Here is a 16,609-nt window from a genome sequence, read left to right on the forward strand (position 1 = left end):
CCTAGAGGCGATCGGGCATGTGGTCGGCTCGCGCCAGCGTGGCGAAGCGCGTCACCGCTGCGTCGAACTGCATCTCGACGGTGCCGGTCGGGCCGTGGCGCTGCTTGCCGATGATGACCTCGGCCTTGCCGTGCACCTTGTCCGCTTCCGCCAGCCATTCCGCGAACTTCTCGCGGTTGGATTCCAGCGGCTTGCGCATCTGGTGGTAATATTCCTCGCGGAACACGAACAGCACGACGTCGGCGTCCTGCTCGATTGAGCCGGACTCGCGGAGGTCCGCCAGTTGCGGGCGCTTGTCCTCGCGGCTTTCGACCTGACGCGATAACTGCGACAGCGCGAGCACTGGGACGTTCAACTCCTTGGCCAGCGCCTTCAGCCGCGTGGTGATCTCGGTGATTTCCTGCACCCGGTTCTCGCTCGAGCGGCGCGTCGAGCCCTGGAGAAGCTGCAGGTAGTCGATGATGAGCAGATCGAGGCCGCGCTGGCGCTTGAGGCGGCGGGCGCGGGCGGCAAGCTGCGCGATCGAGAGGCCGCCGGTCTCGTCGACGTAAAACGGCAGGTTCTGCATCTCGATCGAGTAGTCCTTGATCTTCTCGAAGTCGGCCTCGCTGATGGCGCCGCGCCTGATCTGGCTCGACGGGATTGCAGTCTGTTCGGCGATGATGCGGGTTGCGAGCTGCTCGGCCGACATTTCGAGCGAGAAGAAGGCGACGATGCCGCCGTTGGTCGTGACCGTGTGGCCGTCGGGGCGGACCTCGCCGCGCCAGCTCCGCGCGATGCTGTAGCCGATATTGCTGGCGAGCGCCGATTTGCCCATGCCGGGCCGGCCGGCGAGGATGATCAGGTCGGACGGCTGGAGGCCGCCCATCATGCGGTCGAGGTCGTCGAGGCCGGTGGCGATGCCGGACAGCTTGCCGTCGCGCTGATAGGCCTTGGCGGCCATGTCGACGGCTGTCGTGAGGGCGTTGGAGAAGCGCTGGAAGCCGCCGTCGTAGCGGCCGGATTCCGCGAGGTCGTAGAGCTTGCGCTCGGCTTCCTCGATCTGCTGGCGGGGGGACGCGTCGACCGCCGCCTCATAGGCGGTGTTGACCATGTCCTCGCCGACGATGATCAGCGCGCGGCGCAGCGCGAGGTCGTAAATGGTACGCCCGTAGTCCTCGGCGTTGATGATGGTGGTCGCTTCGGCGGCAAGCCGGGCGAGGTATTGGCTGACCGTCAGTCCTCCGATGTCGATGCCGCCGTCGAGGAAGGTCTTCAGCGTCACCGGGGTCGCGATCTTGCCGGCGCGGATCAGGTCGCGTGCGATCTGGTAGATCTTCTGATGGATCGGCTCAAAGAAATGCTCCGGCTCCAGGAAATCGGAAACCCGGTAGAACGCCTCGTTGTTGACGAGAACGGCGCCGAGCAGGGCCTGTTCCGCCTCGATATTGTGCGGGGCGGACCGGAATGCCGGCGTGGGCTCGTCGATCGTTTTGCGGAGTGCCGAATCAGCGGGTGACATGGTGGCTGGATTTAGCCTGAATTTTTCCGTCGAAAGAGTGGCGCAATAAGCGTGAGCCTGCGACGGCGGGCAACGGCCGCAGGCCGCTTATGCCCATTACCCACCGTCGTTACGCACCGCCCTGGAAATGGCGAGCGGGCGATACGCTTTTGCTTGACGCTTTGCCGCGGTTAGCGGCGGTCCCGATTATTCGCCGGCGAGACGCAGCAGCGGCGGCGTGCGGCCTTCGATGGCGCGCAGCCGGCTCTCATTGCGCTGGATGTAGTCGCGCGTCATCGGCACGACGTCCTGGCGCTTGGTCATCTGGATCTGAAAATTCATCATGTTCTGCTTGCGGAACGCCATTTCGGACGCCGCCAGATAGAACTCCCACATTCGCACGAAACGCTCATCGTAGAGCTTTTCCGCCTCTTCGCGGTGCGCAATGAACCGATGCCGCCAGTGCCTGAGCGTTTCGGCGTAGTGCAGGCGCAGGATTTCGATATCGGTGACGAGGAGGCCGGCGCGCTCGATGGCTGGCAAAACCTCCGACAGGGCGGGGATATAGCCGCCGGGGAAAATGTATTTGGCAATCCAGGGGTTGGTGATGCCGGGCCCTTCCGAACGGCCGATCGAGTGCAGCACCATCACGCCCTTGTCGTCGAGCAGTTCGGCGCATTTGCGGAAGAAAGTGTCATAGTGGCCGACGCCGACATGCTCGAACATCCCCACCGAGACAATGCGGTCGAACGGCCCCTGAACGTCGCGGTAATCCTCGAGTTTGAAGACGGCGCGTTCCGACAGGTGCTTTTCGGCAGCGCGGTGGTTGGCGATAGCGAATTGCTCCTGAGACAGCGTGACGCCGGTGACGCTGGCAGCGGTCATTTCCGCCAGATAGAGGCCGAGACCGCCCCAGCCGCAGCCGATATCGAGGATTTTGTGGTCCTTTGCGACCAGCAGCTTGGCGGCGAGGTGCCGCTTCTTCGCAAGCTGTGCGTCGTCCAGCGTCTCGTCGAGGCTCTCGAAATAGGCGCAGCTGTATTGGCGGTCGGCGTCGAGGAACAGCGAATAGAGGCGGCCGTCGAGATCGTAATGATGCGCGACGTTACGGCGCGAGCGGTTGCGCCAGTTGAATTGCTGGAGGCGGCGCTTGAAGAAACGCAGCAGGAACTGCAGCCGCCCCCATTGCGGAGCCTCGCTTTCCTGTCCGAGTGCAATTTCGAGGACTTCGGCGATGGAGCCGCGTTCGACGACGAGTCCGCCGTCCATATAGATTTCGCCGAGTTTGAGTTCGGGATCGCGTAGCAGCGCCCACTCGGCCGACCGGGAGGTGAATCGTACCGCCACCGGCGTGCCGGTGCCGTCGCCGAACGTGAAGGTCGTGCCGCGCGAGGTGGTGAGCTGGAAATTCCCTCGGCGGATAAAAGCTTTGAAAAGAACCTGAAGCAACCGATCCATCGGCCGCCTCCTGTACGCAACGTTTCCAATCCGTCCGGGAAACGCCGGCACCAAGTCCGGCGCAATCCATTGTTCGGACGTCGAAATTTAATCAAAAACCCGACGGCCGAGCAATGCCGGGAGAGCAATGCTGCCGGCGCGGTCGGACAATGCTTCAAATATATGCCGGAATTGTGCGATCAGTGGGGTGCAAAAGCGGCGAATTGCGTTATCACACCGCAAGCAGCGTGCGGGCCGGTGACTGGGGCGAGCCGGGCTCGGGACAAGGGTCTATGACGATGGTTGTCGGTTTCCGGAAGGCCGTCTTTTGGGCATGTTTTGCGCTGGCGGCGGGTACCGCGCCGGCGCTTGCCCAGGAAAACCTCGACGCGGGCAAATCGGCCGCCCAGCTCTTCAATTCCGATTGCGCGATCTGCCACAAGTCGCCGCAAGGTTTGGCGAAGTCCGGCGGACTGTTCGGCCTCTCGGGCTTCCTGCGCGAGCACTACACCGCGAGCCGCGAAACCGCGGCGATCCTCGCTGCCTATCTCAAGCAGATGGACGCGGCCGCGCCGGCCGGCAAACCGGCGCCGACCCGGCGAGCGCGGGCGAAGCACAAGACGGACGAGGACAAGAAAAAAGCGGACGAATCCAAGTCGGCCAAGCCGGCAGGCGACACAACCGCCAGCGAAAAGCCTGCGAGCGACAAGAAAGCGGACGAGCCCAAAGCGGCTGAAAAGCCGGCCGGCGCTGCGCCCAAGGATGAGAAGCCTGCCGCCACGCAGCCGGCGGAAACCAAACCGACCGAGAAGCCCGCCGAGCGCGCCGAAACGAAGCCGGACGCGGGGCACGGCGCCAATGCCAAATCGGCCGGTGGTCCGTCCGGCGGCGACAAGGCCGAGCCGGCAAAAACGTCCGCCGACAAGCCGGCGGACGCAAAATCCGACAAGAAGGAATAGGGGAGCAACGCGGCGGTTGTCCCGCCGCGTCGCCGCCAGTCATGACGCTCAGGCCTTCTCGGCGTTGTCCGCCGAGTCGTCATCCTTGGCGCGTTCGCCGGCGCCGTCCTCGAACATCGCTTCCGCGGCCTTCTCGGCTTCGGCGGCGGCCGCTTCCTCATCGGTCTCGTCGCGCTGAAGCGTGATGTCTTCGCCGCGGGCGAGGCGTTCGGCCTCATCGGCGCTGCGCGCGACATTGACCGTCACTGTGATCTCGACTTCCGGGTGCAGCGCGATCGGAATTTTGTACTGGCCGATCGCCTTGATCGGCGCATTCATCACGACCTGCGAGCGGTTGACGGTCACGCCGTCGGCGGCGAGCGCTGCAACGACGTCGCGCGGCGACACCGAGCCGTAGAGCTGGCCGGATTCGGAGGCCTGACGCAGCACCGCGAGAGACTTGCCGTCGAGCTTCGGCACCAGCTTGTCGGCGTCGCCCTTGGCGGCGAGGTTACGCGCCTCCAGTTCGGCGCGCATCGACTCGAACTTGCTCTTGTTGTCCTTGGTCGCGCGCAGCGCCTTGCCCTGCGGCAGCAGGAAGTTGCGAGCATAACCGTCGCGAACCTTGACGACGTCGCCGATCTGGCCGAGGCGGCCGATGCGTTCCAGCAGGATGACTTCCATGATCTTTCTCCGTGATTGTCTTGTGAAAGGTTGAAGTGGATTTCGAAAACTCAGATCGGCGCGGGCGGGCCGCCCGGAGGACCGCCCGCCTTGCCGAAGCGGCGGCGCAGTCCGAGCGCGGCCTCCAGCATGCCGAGCAGGCAAAGTCCGATCAGCGGCCAGCCGAATACGAGAACGATGGCGTAGATGCCGCCGAGCAGGAGCGGCCGCGCCGACATTCCGCGCGTGAGCGTGTGCAGGACGGCGAAGCCGAGCACCCCATAGGCCATCAGCAACGCGGCCATCAGCGCGGTCGCGACGATGCCGACGAGACCGCCGACAAAGCTCAACGCAATAGCCGCGGCGAGCGCGATGGAAACGGTCGGAGGAAATGCCAGCGCCGGCAGATCCGGCCACGGCCGCCGCAGCTGACCGGAAAATTTCACCACGCGCGCGGCAAGCCACAGATTGACGACATTGGTGATCGTCGCGAGCACGGCCGCGCCGGGCGGGATCGCGGCAATCAGGAAATCCACGAGCCGCGCAACATTGGGGCTTTCAGGCTCGCCGCCGGGCTTGCCCGAGCCGATGACGACGAGCTGGTTGACGGCGGCGCGCAGGCCGGCGCGGAAGCTGTCGATATCGGTGCCGAGATTGGCGATGGCGATGATTACGACCAGCGTGGCCAGAACGGCCGCCCAGACCACGAGCCGGCCCGGCGGATACCACTCGAGGCTGCCGTTATTCGCGCCCGGCCGCGCCAGCATGGCGAGATAGCCGAGCCACCACGCAGGAACGCCGGTGCCGACGAGATAGGCAAAGCAAAACGTGCTGCCGAGCGAGAGCGCGAGGCCGATGGCGGCCACGCCGGTGGCGAGCGCGGCACCGACATGACTCCAGCCGATCGCGGCGATCATGATCGGCAGCGGCGCGAGATAGAAGAGGAGGATGGACAGGAGCGAGCCGGACGCGACAGACGCGAACAGCAGCGCGGAGGCCGCGCCAGCTCCAATTCCAATGAAACCAATCTGCATCATCACCAGCTGTCCCGCCCGGGTTTCGGAGCGGTTAGAGGCGGATCGTTGTCCGCCCCAACCATCGGCCCGCGGTATGACCCGCGGGCCTCTTGAATGTCGAATTACTTGATCACGTAAGGCAGCAGGCCGAGGAAGCGCGAGCGCTTGATCGCCTGGGCGAGTTCACGCTGCTTCTTGGCCGACACCGCGGTGATACGGCTCGGGACGATCTTGCCGCGCTCGGACACGTAGCGCTGCAGGAGCTTGACGTCCTTGTAGTCGATCTTCGGCGCGTTCGCGCCGGAGAACGGACAGGTCTTGCGACGGCGGAAGAATGGACGGCGTGCGCCGCCGGAAGCGGGAGCTGCCATGGCTTATTCCTCCGAGCTCGATGCCTGAGAAGACGAGTCGTCGCCGTCGTCGCGCGGGCGGCGCTCGCCGCGGTCGCGGTCACGCGGCCGCTCGTCGCGGAAACGGTCGCCGCCGAAGCGGTCGCCGCGGCGCTCGTCGCGATCCGATTTGCGCATCATCGCGGAGGGGCCTTCCTCATGCGTTTCGACGCGCACGGTGAGGTAGCGCAGCACGTCTTCGTTGATGCGCTCCTGGCGTTCGATCTCGTTGAGAGCGGCCGGCGGCGCGTCGATGTTGAGCAAGGTCATGTGGGCCTTGCGGTTCTTGCGGATGCGGTAGGACAGCGACTTCACGCCCCAGTATTCCGACTTGGCGACGGTGCCGCCCATCTGCCCGACGATGTTGGACAGTTGCGTGGTCAGTTCCTCGACCTGCTGCGCGCTCAGATCCTGGCGCGCAAGGTAGACGTGTTCGTAAAGCGGCATGATTGCCCTTTCCTGTTGGTCCCAATGTCCCTGATCCCGGCGCCAAGCCCCTCGAGCCCTTCGGGAAAGGCTCGAATGCTCTGAAGGTGGAAGCACGGGACGACGGGCCACGGGGCCCTGCCAGTTTCCTCAGAATGATCTGTGAAAAGCGGCCGTCCGTTCAGCTCCCAGCCGGGATCAACGGAGCGCGCGGGTTATACGACGTCTGGCCGAAAAGGCAAGAAAACGAGAAGGAAAGGGCAGGGATTTATGGGCCTTTGGAGGCCCGTCGACGTGGCGTCAGGCCGCCCGGGTGCCGGGCCGGCTACCCTGATTGTTCAGGATTTCGGCGAGTTTGACCGCGAGGTCGACGCCTTCGCGGATCTGCTTGGCGCGCACGGGGTTGCTGGCCGACCTGCGGGCGACGTTCAGCGCCTCGAGCAGCCGGTCGAGGTGGTCCGCCATGAATTTCTGGCGGAAATCCGGGTCCGTCCGGGCCCGTACCAAGTCTTCGTCGGTTACCAATTCGGCCATTGCGGCCCCCCAAGGCCTCCAGATCGTGGAAAACCTACCATGACGGTCATTTCAACGGCCTTATGGAGATCGGTAAAACTTGACACATTTCCCGGCGGGGTGTCTTTCGCCGCGATTAACGGGTTTCCGAGCAGATTCAAGGGCGAAAATGTCGGTCGCATTCGTATTCCCCGGCCAGGGCAGCCAGACGGTCGGCATGGGCAAGGCTCTGGCGGACGCCTTCGGGCCGGCCAAGGCCGTGTTCCAGGAGGTCGACGAAGCACTGGGCGAGAAGCTGAGCGCCGTCATCTTCGAGGGGCCGGCCGAGACCCTGACGCTGACCGAGAACACCCAGCCGGCCCTGATGGCGGTCTCGCTCGCAGTCATCCGGGTGCTGGAGGCCGAGGCCGGGCTTGACTTGAAGCGGGACGCCGCCTTCGTCGCCGGTCATTCGCTGGGCGAATATTCCGCGCTGGCCGCGGCCGGGGCCCTGACGGTCGCCGATACCGCCCGGCTGGTGCGTATTCGCGGCCGTGCCATGCAGAAGGCCGTGCCGGTCGGCACCGGCGCGATGGCGGCGCTGCTGGGGCTCGATTTCGATACGGCAGCTGCCGTGGCCGCGGAGGCTGCGCAGGGCCAGGTCTGTCAGGCCGCCAATGACAATGGCGGCGGGCAGGTGGTGGTGTCGGGCGACAAGGCCGCGGTCGAACGCGCGGTCGAACTCGCCAAAACTAAAGGCGCCAAGCGCGCGATGCTGCTGACGGTGTCCGCACCCTTCCATTGCGCTCTGATGCAGCCGGCCGCCGACGTGATGGCCGAGGCGCTGTCCAAGGTGACGGTGAAGGCGCCGGTGGTGCCGGTCGTCGCCAATGTGCTGGCGAAGCCGATCAGCGACCCGGCCGAAATCGTGCGCTCGCTGGTCGCGCAGGTGACCGGCACCGTGCGTTGGCGCGAGTGCGTCGGCTTCATGGCCGGCGCGGGCGTGACGACGTTCTATGAAGCGGGCGCTGGAAAAGTGCTGACCGGACTTGCCAAGCGGTTGGCCGAGGGCGCAACTGCAAGCGCCGTCGGCACGCCCGATGACATCGCGGCTTTCAAGGCTTCGCGCGGCTGAAGCAAGGCAAGGATTCAGGGGAGAGCGCCATGTTCGATCTCAGCGGCAAGAGCGCGCTTGTCACCGGCGCGACCGGCGGCATCGGCGGCACCGTCGCGCGGATGCTGCACAAGCAGGGCGCGACCGTCGCGCTGTCGGGAACGCGGCGCGACGTGCTCGACCAACTCGCCGGCGAACTGGGCAGCCGCGTGCATGTGTTGCCGTGCAATCTCGCCGATGCCGCCGATGTCGAGAAACTGGTGCCGTCGGCCGAAGCCGCGATGCAGAAGCTCGACATCCTCGTCGCCAATGCCGGCGTGACCAAGGACAATCTGTTCGTGCAGCTGCGCGACGAAGACTGGGACCAGGTGATCGCGATCAATCTCACCGCGACGTTCCGCCTGATGCGGGCGGCGACCAAGACGATGATGCGCCGCCGTTTCGGCCGGCTGATCGGCATCACCTCGGTGGTCGGCGTCACCGGCAATCCGGGGCAGAGCAATTACACGGCGGCCAAGGCGGGCATGATCGGCATGGTGAAGTCGATCGCGCAGGAATATGCCAAGCGCGGCGTGACCGCGAACTGCGTCGCGCCGGGTTTCATCGCCACCCCGATGACCGACAAGCTCAACGACAAGCAGCGCGAGGCGATCCTGTCGCGCGTGCCCGCCGGGCGGCTGGGAACCCCGGATGACGTCGCCGCGGCGGTGGTCTATATCGCCTCCGACGAGGCCGCTTACATGACCGGACAGACGCTGCATGTGAACGGCGGGATGGCCATGATTTAGCTGGAAAACGGGGCTTTTCCATCTGCCGGGGACGACGCGGGGGCGCGCTAGTCAACGGAAATGAAGTGTGGTAACCGAAATTCGGCCCGGCGGGGGGCGGCCCTGAAACGGTCCTGACATTGTCTTCCGATGTCAGCCGTGGTTTGGGATGTGCCTCGCCACTGTCAACAACGAAACGGCCGCACCGCAACAACGGTGAACATCCGTCAAGGCCGTGGTCAGGCTTAGAACGCAGAGGTTTGGACAATGAGTGACATTGGCGAGCGGGTTAAGAAGATCGTCGTCGAGCACCTCGGGGTGGAACCTGAAAAGGTGACCGAGGGCGCGAGCTTTATCGACGATCTCGGGGCCGACAGCCTCGATACCGTGGAACTCGTCATGGCATTCGAAGAAGAGTTCGGCTGCGAAATCCCGGACGACGCTGCCGAGACGATCCTGACCGTCGGCGACGCGGTCAAGTTCCTCGAGAAAAACGCCAAAAGCTGATCGAGCCGATCTGGCGCGCTGGCGTGCCTGGGTCGCGACGATTGTTCCGGATCGGGCCGCATGACGCCCGGTCCGTGAATCGCGAAGGCGACAACATCGTCAAGAGCGTCGCGATCATCAGAGCAAGGATCAAAACGTCGCCATGAATCGCGTCGTCGTTACCGGAATGGGCATGCTGACGCCGCTGGGATGCGGCGTCGAGCATACATGGAAGCGTCTCCTCAACGGTGAGAGCGGCGCGCGGCAGGTCGAGCATTTCGATGTCTCGGATCTGCAGTGCAAGATCGCCTGCGTGATCCCGCGCGGCGACGGCACCAACGGCACCTACAACGCCGATCAGTGGATGGAGCCGAAGGAGCAGCGCAAGGTCGATGAGTTCATCGTTTTCGCGATGTGCGCCGCGCGCCAGGCGCTCGACGACGCCGGCTGGCATCCCAAAAGCTACGAGGATCAGACGCGCTCCGGCGTGCTGATCGGGTCCGGCATCGGCGGGATCGAAGGCATCGCGGAGACCGCGATCACGCTCAAGGAAAAGGGACCGCGCCGGGTGTCGCCGTTCTTCATTCCCGGCCGCATCATCAATCTCGCTTCGGGCTATGTCTCGATCGAACATGGGCTCAAGGGCCCCAACCATTCTGTCGTCACGGCCTGCTCGACCGGCGCGCATGCGATCGGCGACGCCGCGCGGCTGATCGCGCTCGGCGATGCCGACGTGATGGTGGCGGGCGGCACCGAGTCGCCGGTCAACCGGCTGGCGCTCGCGGGCTTCGCGGCCTGCCGCGCGCTGGCGACCAGCTTCAACGATACGCCGACCAAGGCCTCGCGCCCCTACGATAAGGACCGCGACGGTTTCGTGATGGGCGAGGGCGCCGGCATTGTCGTGCTGGAGTCGCTCGAGCACGCCAAGGCGCGCGGCGCAAAGATCTATGCCGAAGTCGTCGGCTACGGCCTGTCGGGCGACGCTTTCCATATCACCGCGCCGTCCGAGGACGGCGACGGCGCGTTCCGTTGCATGAGCGCGGCGCTCAAGCGCGCCGGTGCGACGGCGGGCGAGATCGACTACATCAATGCGCACGGCACCTCGACGATGGCCGACACCATCGAGCTGGGCGCGGTCGAGCGCGTGGTCGGCAATTCGGCGGGACGCATCTCGATGTCGTCGACCAAGTCGTGCATCGGGCATCTGCTCGGCGCGGCCGGCGCGGCGGAGGCGATCTTCTCGATCCTCGCCATTCGCGACAACGTCGTGCCGCCCACCATCAACCTCGACAACCCCTCCGTCGAGACACCGATCGACCTCGTGCCGCACAAGAAGCGGGAGCGTGAGGTCAATCTCGCGCTGTCCAACTCGTTCGGCTTTGGCGGCACCAACGCCTCGCTGGTATTCCGGCGCTACGCAAGCTGACGATTCGCTTGTGGCGGAGCCCCTGCTTTCGCCATATTTGCTTCTAACCTGCGGGCCGTGGCCGCCTTTCGGGCGGGCGCGGCGGATGGGGCGGCAAAGCGGTAGACTTGAAGTCATGACGGGTGCGCCGGCGCAGAGACGCCGCCGGCGGCGGGGCGCACGAACCCAGCAAACCCACCACGAAAGGCGGGACGACAGGCGTGAGCGATCGCAACGGCGGGGCAGACAACGGCAATGGGTCTTTCGTTCCGCCGGTCGCCGGCCGGGACTCCCGTTCGGCATCGACTCCACCGGGGCAGTCTGACAGCGCGGCCCGGCCGCGGTCGTTCCGTCCCTTTGCGCCGCGCAGTCCGCGCGCGGCACTCGAACCGGAGCGTGTGCCGTTGCCGGCGCGCCGCTCGCGGCGGGTCCGCCATCCGCTGGTGGTCGCCGGCAACGCTGTCTTCACGCTGCTGATCCTGATCGCCATCGTCGCGGGCGCCGCGCTGTTCGTCGGCAAGCAACGCTTCGATGCGCCGGGGCCGTTGACCGAAGACAAGACCGTCAACATTCCGAAGGGGCTCGGCACCCGCGACATCGCCGATCTGCTGTCGCGCGAGGGCGTGATCAACCAGCCCTGGGTCTTCATCGGCAGCGTCGTGGTGCTGAAGGCGAAGGAAGGCCTGAAATACGGCGAGTATAATTTTCCGAAATCGGCCAGCATCAGCGACGTCGTCGACATCATCGTCGAGGGGCGCGTCGTCCAGCACACGCTGACCTTCCCCGAGGGCCTGACGTCGGAGCAGATCGTCGCCCGGCTGCTGGAAAGCGACCTGCTCATCGGCACGATCAAGGAAGTTCCGCGCGAAGGCACGTTGCTGCCGGAGACCTACAAGGTGACGCGCGGCGTGTCGCGGCAGAACATTCTCAATCGCATGGAGCAGGCGAGCCGCAGGATCATTCAGGAGGTCTGGGAGCGGCGCACGTCCGATCTGCCGCTGAAGGGTCCCGAGGAGTTGGTGACGCTCGCCTCGATCATCGAGAAGGAAACCGGCCGTCCCGACGAGCGTACCCGCGTCGCCGCGGTGTTCGTCAATCGACTGAAGCAGAAGATGCGGCTGCAATCCGACCCGACGATCATCTACGGCCTGGTCGGCGGCAAGGGTTCGCTGGGCCGCCCGCTCTCGAAGGCCGATATCGAGCAGGCGACGCCCTACAATACATATGTCATCGATGGACTGCCGCCGGGGCCGATCGCCAATCCCGGCCGTGCGTCGCTTGAAGCCGCGGCCAATCCGGCCCGGACCAAGGAAATCTATTTCGTCGCCGACGGCACCGGTGGCCACGTCTTTTCGGACAACTACGACCAGCATCGCAAGAACGTCGCCAAGCTGCGCGCAATCGAGCGCGGCGATGCCCAGCCGACGCCTGCGCAACCTGCGCCGCCCGCCAACGGCCAGAACGGCCAACCGGGCTTGCGGCGCTAGACCCTCCGTTTTTTGTCGTTCTCCGTTGCAGGCTTGAGGGGCGCAAACCGCGCCGTTAAGGTCGCGCGCGGCAGCGGCGCATGCGGCCGGACAGGGGATCCTTATCCGATGGCGTTATCGAGCATGACCGGCTTTGCCCGCAGCCACGGGGCCGTCGGCAACTACGTGTGGTCGTGGGAAATCAAATCGGTCAATGCCAAGGGACTCGATTTCCGGTTGCGGATGCCGCCGGGATGGGACGCCGTGGAAGTCCCGGCGCGCAAATACGCGAGCGAAGCGCTGGTGCGCGGCACCGTCTATGCGACGCTGACGGCGGAGCGCAAAGGCGTCGCGCCGGTCGTCAATGTCAATGAGCCGGTGCTGTCTGCGGTGCTCGCCACGCTGAAATCCTTGCAGGGCCGGCTCGATGCTGCTCCGCCGACGCTCGACGGCATTCTCGCACTCAAGGGCGTGATCGAAGTCGGCGAGACCCAGGAAAGTGACGATGACCGCCGCGCGGCGGAAGCCGCGTTTTCCAAAGGCTTTGAACAGGCAATGACGCAGCTTGTCGCGGTGCGCCGCGGCGAGGGCGAGGCGCTCGGCCGAATTCTCGGCGACCGGCTGAGCGAAATCGCGTCGCTCGCCGCGCGCGCCGATGCAGCGCCGGGGCGCAAGGCGGAGGCCGTCAAGGCGCGGCTTGCCGCCCAGATCGCCGCGCTGGTTGAGACCGGAAGCCGGTTCGATCCCGACCGGTTGCACCAGGAAGCGCTGATGCTGGCGGCGCGCGCCGACATTCGCGAGGAACTCGACCGGCTTGGCGCGCATGTCGCGCAGGCACGAAAGCTCCTGAGCGATGGCGGTGCGGTCGGCCGCCGCCTCGACTTTTTGGCGCAGGAACTCAATCGCGAATCGAATACGCTGACCGCGAAATCGAACGATGTCGAGCTGACCAATATCGGTCTCGAGTTGAAGACCGTGGTCGAGCAGTTCCGCGAGCAGGTGCAGAACCTCGAATGACGCAAGGCTCCGACAAGCCGCGCGAGATCAATCGCCGCGGCATCATGCTGGTGGTGTCGTCGCCGTCGGGCGCCGGCAAGACGACGCTGACGCGCAACCTGCTGCGCGAGGAGGAGAATGTCTCCCTGTCGGTGTCCGTCACCACGCGCGACCGGCGGCCGAGCGAGATCGAGGGTGTTCATTATCAATTCGTGAGCAAGCGTCATTTCGAGGCGATGCGCGACGGCGGCGAATTGCTCGAATGGGCCGAGGTACACGGCAATTACTACGCAACGCCCCGCGAGCCGGTCGAAAAGGCCCTGAGTGAAGGCCGCGACATGCTGTTCGACATCGATTGGCAGGGTACGAGGCAGTTGCTCGAGAAAATGCGCGACGACGTGGTGACCGTCTTCGTGCTTCCGCCATCGGCGGACGAGCTGCGGGCGAGGCTCGAACGGCGCGCCGAGGACAGCGCCGAGATCATCAAGCGCCGTCTGCAGAATGCGATCGAGGAAATCGCCCACTGGAACGAGTACGATTACATTCTGGTCAACCGCGATCTCGACAAGAGCTTCGCGCGCCTGCGTGCCATCCTCACAGCGGAGCGGCTGAAGCGCGTGAAGATGCTCGATGTCGAAACCTTCGTCGGCGGCCTGCTCGGCGACCTGAAAAAGATTATCCCTTAGCGGCCGCAAACGCGCGCGCGAGAGCTGCGAACCCCTCGACGGCGATGTCTTCGGCGCGCGCCGTTTCGTCGAGGCCGGCGGCTTCGAGCAATTGGCGCGGGTCCTTGCCGAGCGACTTCAGGCTCTGGCGCAGCATCTTGCGCCGCTGGCCGAAAGCCGCCTCGGTCACCCGCTGGAGCGCCGTGGCGTCGCAGGCGGCGATCTCCGTGCGTGGCACGAGTTCGACGATGCTCGACGTGATCTTGGGCGGCGGCACGAAAGCGGTCGGCGCCACGTCGAACAGAATTTTCGCGCGTGTTCGCCAGCCGGCGAGCACAGACAGGCGGCCATAAGCCTTCGAGCCGGGCGCGGCGACGATGCGTTCCGCGACCTCGCGCTGGAACATCAGCGCCATGCGGTCGAACCACGGCGGCCACGGCTCGGCGGTGAGCCACCCGATCAGCAGCGGCGTCGCGATATTGTAGGGCAGGTTGGCGACGATGCGCAGCGGGCGTTCGCGCGTGAGCGTTGCACCGTCGATTGCGAGCGCGTCGCCCGAAACGACCTCCAGCCGGCCCGGATAGCGCTCGGCCACCTCCGCCAGCGCCGCGACAGCGCGCTCGTCGCGCTCGACGGCGATCACATGCCGTGCGCCATGCGTCAGCAACGCGCGCGTGAGGCCGCCGGGTCCGGGTCCGATCTCGAGAACGGTAACGTCATCCAGCGGGCCGGCACCGCGGGCGATCCGCCCGGTCAAATTGAGGTCGAGGAGGAAGTTCTGGCCGAGCGATTTCTTGGCCCGAAGATCGTAACGTCTGATGACGTCGCGCAGCGGCGGCAGGTCGTCGGGCGCGCTCATCACGCAGCGGCGGCGGGCACCGCGCCCGACAGCCGTACCGCGAGGTTGAGCGCGGCGACGAAGCTCGCCGGGTCGGCGCGGCCGGTGCCGGCGATGTCGAAGGCGGTGCCGTGGTCGGGCGAGGTGCGCACGAAGGGCAGCCCGAGCGTCACGTTGACGGCGCGGTCGAAGGCCAGCGTCTTGATCGGGATCAACGCCTGGTCGTGATACATGCAGAGCGCGGCGTCATAGGTCGCGCGCGCCGATGCGTGAAACATCGTGTCGGCGGGCAACGGGCCTCGAATATCGAGGCCGCTCTCGGCAAGCTGGCGAATGGCCGGCGCGATGATGCGCTCTTCCTCGGAACCGAGCGAACCGTCTTCGCCGGCATGCGGATTGAGGCCCGAAACCGCAAGGCGCGGCGCTGCAATGCCGAATTGCATCCGCAGCGCCTGAGCGGTGATCCGCGCGGTCGAGACGATGAGGTCGGTGGTCAGGCGTCCGATCGCGTCCGCCAGGGCGAGATGGACGGTGACGGGAACGACTGCGAGTTCAGGCGACCAGAGCATCATGACCGGCTGCACGCCGGTGTGGCCGGCCTCGCGGGCGAGCTTTGCCAGAAATTCGGTGTGGCCGGGATCGGCAAAGCCGGCGTCGTAAAGAACGCTCTTGGCGATCGGGCAGGTGACAATGGCTGCGCAGTGCCCGGCCGTTACGTCGGCGACCGCACGGCGAATGGCGGCGATCGCGAGCGGCGCGCTGTCCTTGTCCGGGCGGCCGGGGCTGGCGGCGGAGGTCTCCGCCAGAGCGGCGACGGGAAGCGCGGTCGAGAAGGCAGCCGTGGCCGCTTCCGGCTCGACCGCGGCAACCGGAACGTCGATGCCGATCTCTCTTGCGCGCCGCGCGAGGAGCGCGGGATCGCCGATCACGTAGAACGGCGGCAGCCGCAGGCTCGCGCGGTCGCGCCAGGCGAGCAGTGCAATATCGGGGCCGATCCCGGCAGGTTCGCCGATGCTCACCGCGAGAGGGCGATCGCCGAAAGCCGGGTGGCCCTGTGCCGCGGAACGGTTCATCGATACTCGATCATCGCGGAGCGCCGGACCTCGTCGAGAAACTTCTTGCCGCGCTCCTCGAAACGCTTGCTGAAGATTTCCTCGCGGATCTCGCGCTTTTCCGCCGTCTCGGTCGACGATGACTTTTTCTCGCAGAGGGCGAACATCTGGAAGCCGCCGGCCGTCTTCTCCGGCTGGGTGGCGTGGCCGACCTCGAGCTTGTTCAGGAGATCCTGAAGTTGCTGGTTGAGTTCCGCGCTGTTGCGCGTGATCGGCTCCCTGACGACGATATCGCGCACCGAGCGGGCCAGCCGCAGGCCCTCGTTGCAGGTCTGAAACCGGCTGCGCAGGCTCTCGGCGATGCGGCGCTTGCTGTCGACGGTCGAAGCGCTGGCGTCGCGCGGGACCACCACGGTGATCGGATAGAGCTTGTAGGTGTAGCCAACCGTTTCCGTCTTATCGATGCCGCGCGAGCGCAGCACGCTGTTGATCTCGGCGTCGCCGATCTTGAGCGAGGCGCCGTAGCGGCCGCGGACCAGCTGGGACCAGGACAGATCGGCCTGCACCTTCGCCTTCAGCGTGTTGATGGAAATGCCTTGCTGGGCGAGCGAATGCTCGAGCTGGGCGGGCGTCGACTGCGTTCGCTTCGCCATGTTCTGAACGGCCTGGTCGACCTCGGAATCGCTGACATCGAGGCCGTAGCGCTTGCCGATGAAGACCTTCAGCCGGTCGTCGATCAGCAGCTTGATGACATCATCCCGGCTCGGATTTTTGCGCGTCGTCAGCCGCTCGAATTTCATGCGCTGCTCGATATCGAGCGCTGTGATCGGCGAGCCATTGACCATGACGACGATCTGCGCGTGCGAGACGCCCGGCGCGGCGAGGATGGCGGCGGCGAAGAACGCCGCAAATGCGAGAAGGCGGATCTTGATGCTCATGGCGCTGGATTTCGACATATCCCGTTCCGTTCGATGGCCGG

General features: G+C 65.7%; 18 protein-coding genes. 8 read left to right on the forward strand and 10 right to left on the reverse strand.

The genetic code is table 11. From position 1 onward, the window contains the following. Window position 1: 1 nt before the first annotated feature. Entirely contained in the window at window positions 2–1,501 is a 1,500-nt protein-coding gene (locus AB7F10_RS04455; protein ID WP_428557482.1) for a replicative DNA helicase, read from the reverse strand. Window positions 1,502–1,687: 186 nt separating this feature from the next. Then, on the reverse strand, window positions 1,688–2,938 hold the full coding sequence (locus AB7F10_RS04460) for a class I SAM-dependent methyltransferase (protein ID WP_428557481.1): 1,251 nt from the start codon (window positions 2,936–2,938) through the stop codon (window positions 1,688–1,690). Between the two features lie 272 nt (window positions 2,939–3,210). On the opposite strand from AB7F10_RS04460, the gene AB7F10_RS04465 reads away from it, so the two are divergent. After that, the gene (locus AB7F10_RS04465; RefSeq protein WP_428557480.1) at window positions 3,211–3,876 is read left to right on the forward strand and encodes a hypothetical protein; all 666 of its coding nucleotides are present in this window, start codon (window positions 3,211–3,213) and stop codon (window positions 3,874–3,876) included. A 48-nt stretch (window positions 3,877–3,924) separates the two neighbouring features. On the opposite strand, the gene rplI is transcribed toward AB7F10_RS04465, so the two are convergent. The 5 genes from rplI to AB7F10_RS04490 all read right to left on the reverse strand — a co-directional run bounded on the left by rplI (window position 3,925) and on the right by AB7F10_RS04490 (window position 6,883). Next, the gene (rplI, locus tag AB7F10_RS04470) at window positions 3,925–4,539 is read right to left on the reverse strand and encodes a 50S ribosomal protein L9 (RefSeq protein ID WP_428557479.1); all 615 of its coding nucleotides are present in this window, start codon (window positions 4,537–4,539) and stop codon (window positions 3,925–3,927) included. 50 nt (window positions 4,540–4,589) lie between these two features. Further along, entirely contained in the window at window positions 4,590–5,555 is a 966-nt protein-coding gene (locus AB7F10_RS04475) for a DUF2232 domain-containing protein (protein WP_428557478.1), read from the reverse strand. A gap of 101 nt (window positions 5,556–5,656) precedes the next feature. Beyond that, window positions 5,657–5,905 carry a 30S ribosomal protein S18 gene (gene rpsR, locus AB7F10_RS04480; protein ID WP_428557477.1) on the reverse strand — a complete coding sequence of 83 codons (249 nt, stop codon included), beginning with the start codon at window positions 5,903–5,905 and terminating at the stop codon, window positions 5,657–5,659. Between the two features lie 3 nt (window positions 5,906–5,908). Beyond that, window positions 5,909–6,370, reverse strand: coding sequence for a 30S ribosomal protein S6 (gene rpsF / locus AB7F10_RS04485; protein ID WP_428557476.1), 462 nt, complete (start codon window positions 6,368–6,370; stop codon window positions 5,909–5,911). Between the two features lie 279 nt (window positions 6,371–6,649). Beyond that, window positions 6,650–6,883, reverse strand: a complete 234-nt coding sequence (locus AB7F10_RS04490; RefSeq protein WP_428557475.1) for a hypothetical protein — start codon at window positions 6,881–6,883, stop codon at window positions 6,650–6,652. Between the two features lie 148 nt (window positions 6,884–7,031). Here AB7F10_RS04490 and fabD point away from each other — a divergent pair, with 148 nt between their 5' ends. From fabD to gmk, 7 genes are all read left to right on the forward strand, one after another. Further along, window positions 7,032–7,976: an ACP S-malonyltransferase gene (fabD, locus tag AB7F10_RS04495; protein WP_428557474.1), complete on the forward strand. Its 945-nt coding sequence runs from the start codon at window positions 7,032–7,034 to the stop codon at window positions 7,974–7,976. Window positions 7,977–8,005: 29 nt separating this feature from the next. Beyond that, complete coding sequence (fabG, locus tag AB7F10_RS04500; protein ID WP_428557473.1) at window positions 8,006–8,743, forward strand: 3-oxoacyl-[acyl-carrier-protein] reductase; 738 nt, start codon at window positions 8,006–8,008, stop codon at window positions 8,741–8,743. Between the two features lie 246 nt (window positions 8,744–8,989). Beyond that, window positions 8,990–9,229, forward strand: coding sequence for an acyl carrier protein (locus AB7F10_RS04505; protein WP_428557472.1), 240 nt, complete (start codon window positions 8,990–8,992; stop codon window positions 9,227–9,229). Window positions 9,230–9,371: 142 nt separating this feature from the next. Beyond that, window positions 9,372–10,634 (forward strand): beta-ketoacyl-ACP synthase II, encoded by a 1,263-nt coding sequence (gene fabF, locus AB7F10_RS04510; RefSeq protein ID WP_428557471.1) that lies wholly within the window; start codon window positions 9,372–9,374, stop codon window positions 10,632–10,634. A gap of 383 nt (window positions 10,635–11,017) precedes the next feature. Beyond that, window positions 11,018–12,100: an endolytic transglycosylase MltG gene (mltG, locus tag AB7F10_RS04515; protein ID WP_428557470.1), complete on the forward strand. Its 1,083-nt coding sequence runs from the start codon at window positions 11,018–11,020 to the stop codon at window positions 12,098–12,100. Window positions 12,101–12,208: 108 nt separating this feature from the next. Beyond that, window positions 12,209–13,096, forward strand: coding sequence for a YicC/YloC family endoribonuclease (locus tag AB7F10_RS04520; RefSeq protein ID WP_428557469.1), 888 nt, complete (start codon window positions 12,209–12,211; stop codon window positions 13,094–13,096). Further along, window positions 13,093–13,761: a guanylate kinase gene (gmk, locus tag AB7F10_RS04525; RefSeq protein WP_428557468.1), complete on the forward strand. Its 669-nt coding sequence runs from the start codon at window positions 13,093–13,095 to the stop codon at window positions 13,759–13,761. Before AB7F10_RS04520 ends, gmk begins: the two co-directional genes overlap by 4 nt. Here the strand turns inward: gmk and rsmA are convergent. The 3 genes from rsmA to AB7F10_RS04540 are packed head-to-tail and all read right to left on the reverse strand — an operon-like array spanning window position 13,751 to window position 16,586. Further along, window positions 13,751–14,599: a 16S rRNA (adenine(1518)-N(6)/adenine(1519)-N(6))-dimethyltransferase RsmA gene (rsmA, locus tag AB7F10_RS04530; protein ID WP_428557467.1), complete on the reverse strand. Its 849-nt coding sequence runs from the start codon at window positions 14,597–14,599 to the stop codon at window positions 13,751–13,753. The genes gmk and rsmA overlap by 11 nt on opposite strands. After that, entirely contained in the window at window positions 14,599–15,651 is a 1,053-nt protein-coding gene (gene pdxA, locus AB7F10_RS04535; RefSeq protein ID WP_428557466.1) for a 4-hydroxythreonine-4-phosphate dehydrogenase PdxA, read from the reverse strand. The genes rsmA and pdxA overlap by 1 nt, the downstream gene beginning before the upstream one ends. Further along, window positions 15,648–16,586, reverse strand: a complete 939-nt coding sequence (locus AB7F10_RS04540; RefSeq protein ID WP_428557465.1) for a SurA N-terminal domain-containing protein — start codon at window positions 16,584–16,586, stop codon at window positions 15,648–15,650. Before AB7F10_RS04540 ends, pdxA begins: the two co-directional genes overlap by 4 nt. Between the last annotated feature and the right edge of the window lie 23 nt (window positions 16,587–16,609).

The sequence above is a fragment of the Pseudolabrys sp. genome, from assembly GCF_050250095.1.
Taxonomy (GTDB): Bacteria; Pseudomonadota; Alphaproteobacteria; order Rhizobiales; family Xanthobacteraceae; genus Pseudolabrys.

Coding starts and splice junctions, on each gene's coding strand:
- AB7F10_RS04455 (WP_428557482.1), bottom strand. CDS start 1,501: ATGTCACCCGCTGATTCGGCACTCCGCAAAACGATCGACGAGCCCACG.
- AB7F10_RS04460 (WP_428557481.1), bottom strand. CDS start 2,938: ATGGATCGGTTGCTTCAGGTTCTTTTCAAAGCTTTTATCCGCCGAGGG.
- AB7F10_RS04465 (WP_428557480.1), top strand. CDS start 3,211: ATGACGATGGTTGTCGGTTTCCGGAAGGCCGTCTTTTGGGCATGTTTT.
- rplI (WP_428557479.1), bottom strand. CDS start 4,539: ATGGAAGTCATCCTGCTGGAACGCATCGGCCGCCTCGGCCAGATCGGC.
- AB7F10_RS04475 (WP_428557478.1), bottom strand. CDS start 5,555: ATGATGCAGATTGGTTTCATTGGAATTGGAGCTGGCGCGGCCTCCGCG.
- rpsR (WP_428557477.1), bottom strand. CDS start 5,905: ATGGCAGCTCCCGCTTCCGGCGGCGCACGCCGTCCATTCTTCCGCCGT.
- rpsF (WP_428557476.1), bottom strand. CDS start 6,370: ATGCCGCTTTACGAACACGTCTACCTTGCGCGCCAGGATCTGAGCGCG.
- AB7F10_RS04490 (WP_428557475.1), bottom strand. CDS start 6,883: ATGGCCGAATTGGTAACCGACGAAGACTTGGTACGGGCCCGGACGGAC.
- fabD (WP_428557474.1), top strand. CDS start 7,032: ATGTCGGTCGCATTCGTATTCCCCGGCCAGGGCAGCCAGACGGTCGGC.
- fabG (WP_428557473.1), top strand. CDS start 8,006: ATGTTCGATCTCAGCGGCAAGAGCGCGCTTGTCACCGGCGCGACCGGC.
- AB7F10_RS04505 (WP_428557472.1), top strand. CDS start 8,990: ATGAGTGACATTGGCGAGCGGGTTAAGAAGATCGTCGTCGAGCACCTC.
- fabF (WP_428557471.1), top strand. CDS start 9,372: ATGAATCGCGTCGTCGTTACCGGAATGGGCATGCTGACGCCGCTGGGA.
- AB7F10_RS04520 (WP_428557469.1), top strand. CDS start 12,209: ATGGCGTTATCGAGCATGACCGGCTTTGCCCGCAGCCACGGGGCCGTC.
- gmk (WP_428557468.1), top strand. CDS start 13,093: ATGACGCAAGGCTCCGACAAGCCGCGCGAGATCAATCGCCGCGGCATC.
- rsmA (WP_428557467.1), bottom strand. CDS start 14,599: ATGAGCGCGCCCGACGACCTGCCGCCGCTGCGCGACGTCATCAGACGT.
- pdxA (WP_428557466.1), bottom strand. CDS start 15,651: ATGAACCGTTCCGCGGCACAGGGCCACCCGGCTTTCGGCGATCGCCCT.
- AB7F10_RS04540 (WP_428557465.1), bottom strand. CDS start 16,586: ATGTCGAAATCCAGCGCCATGAGCATCAAGATCCGCCTTCTCGCATTT.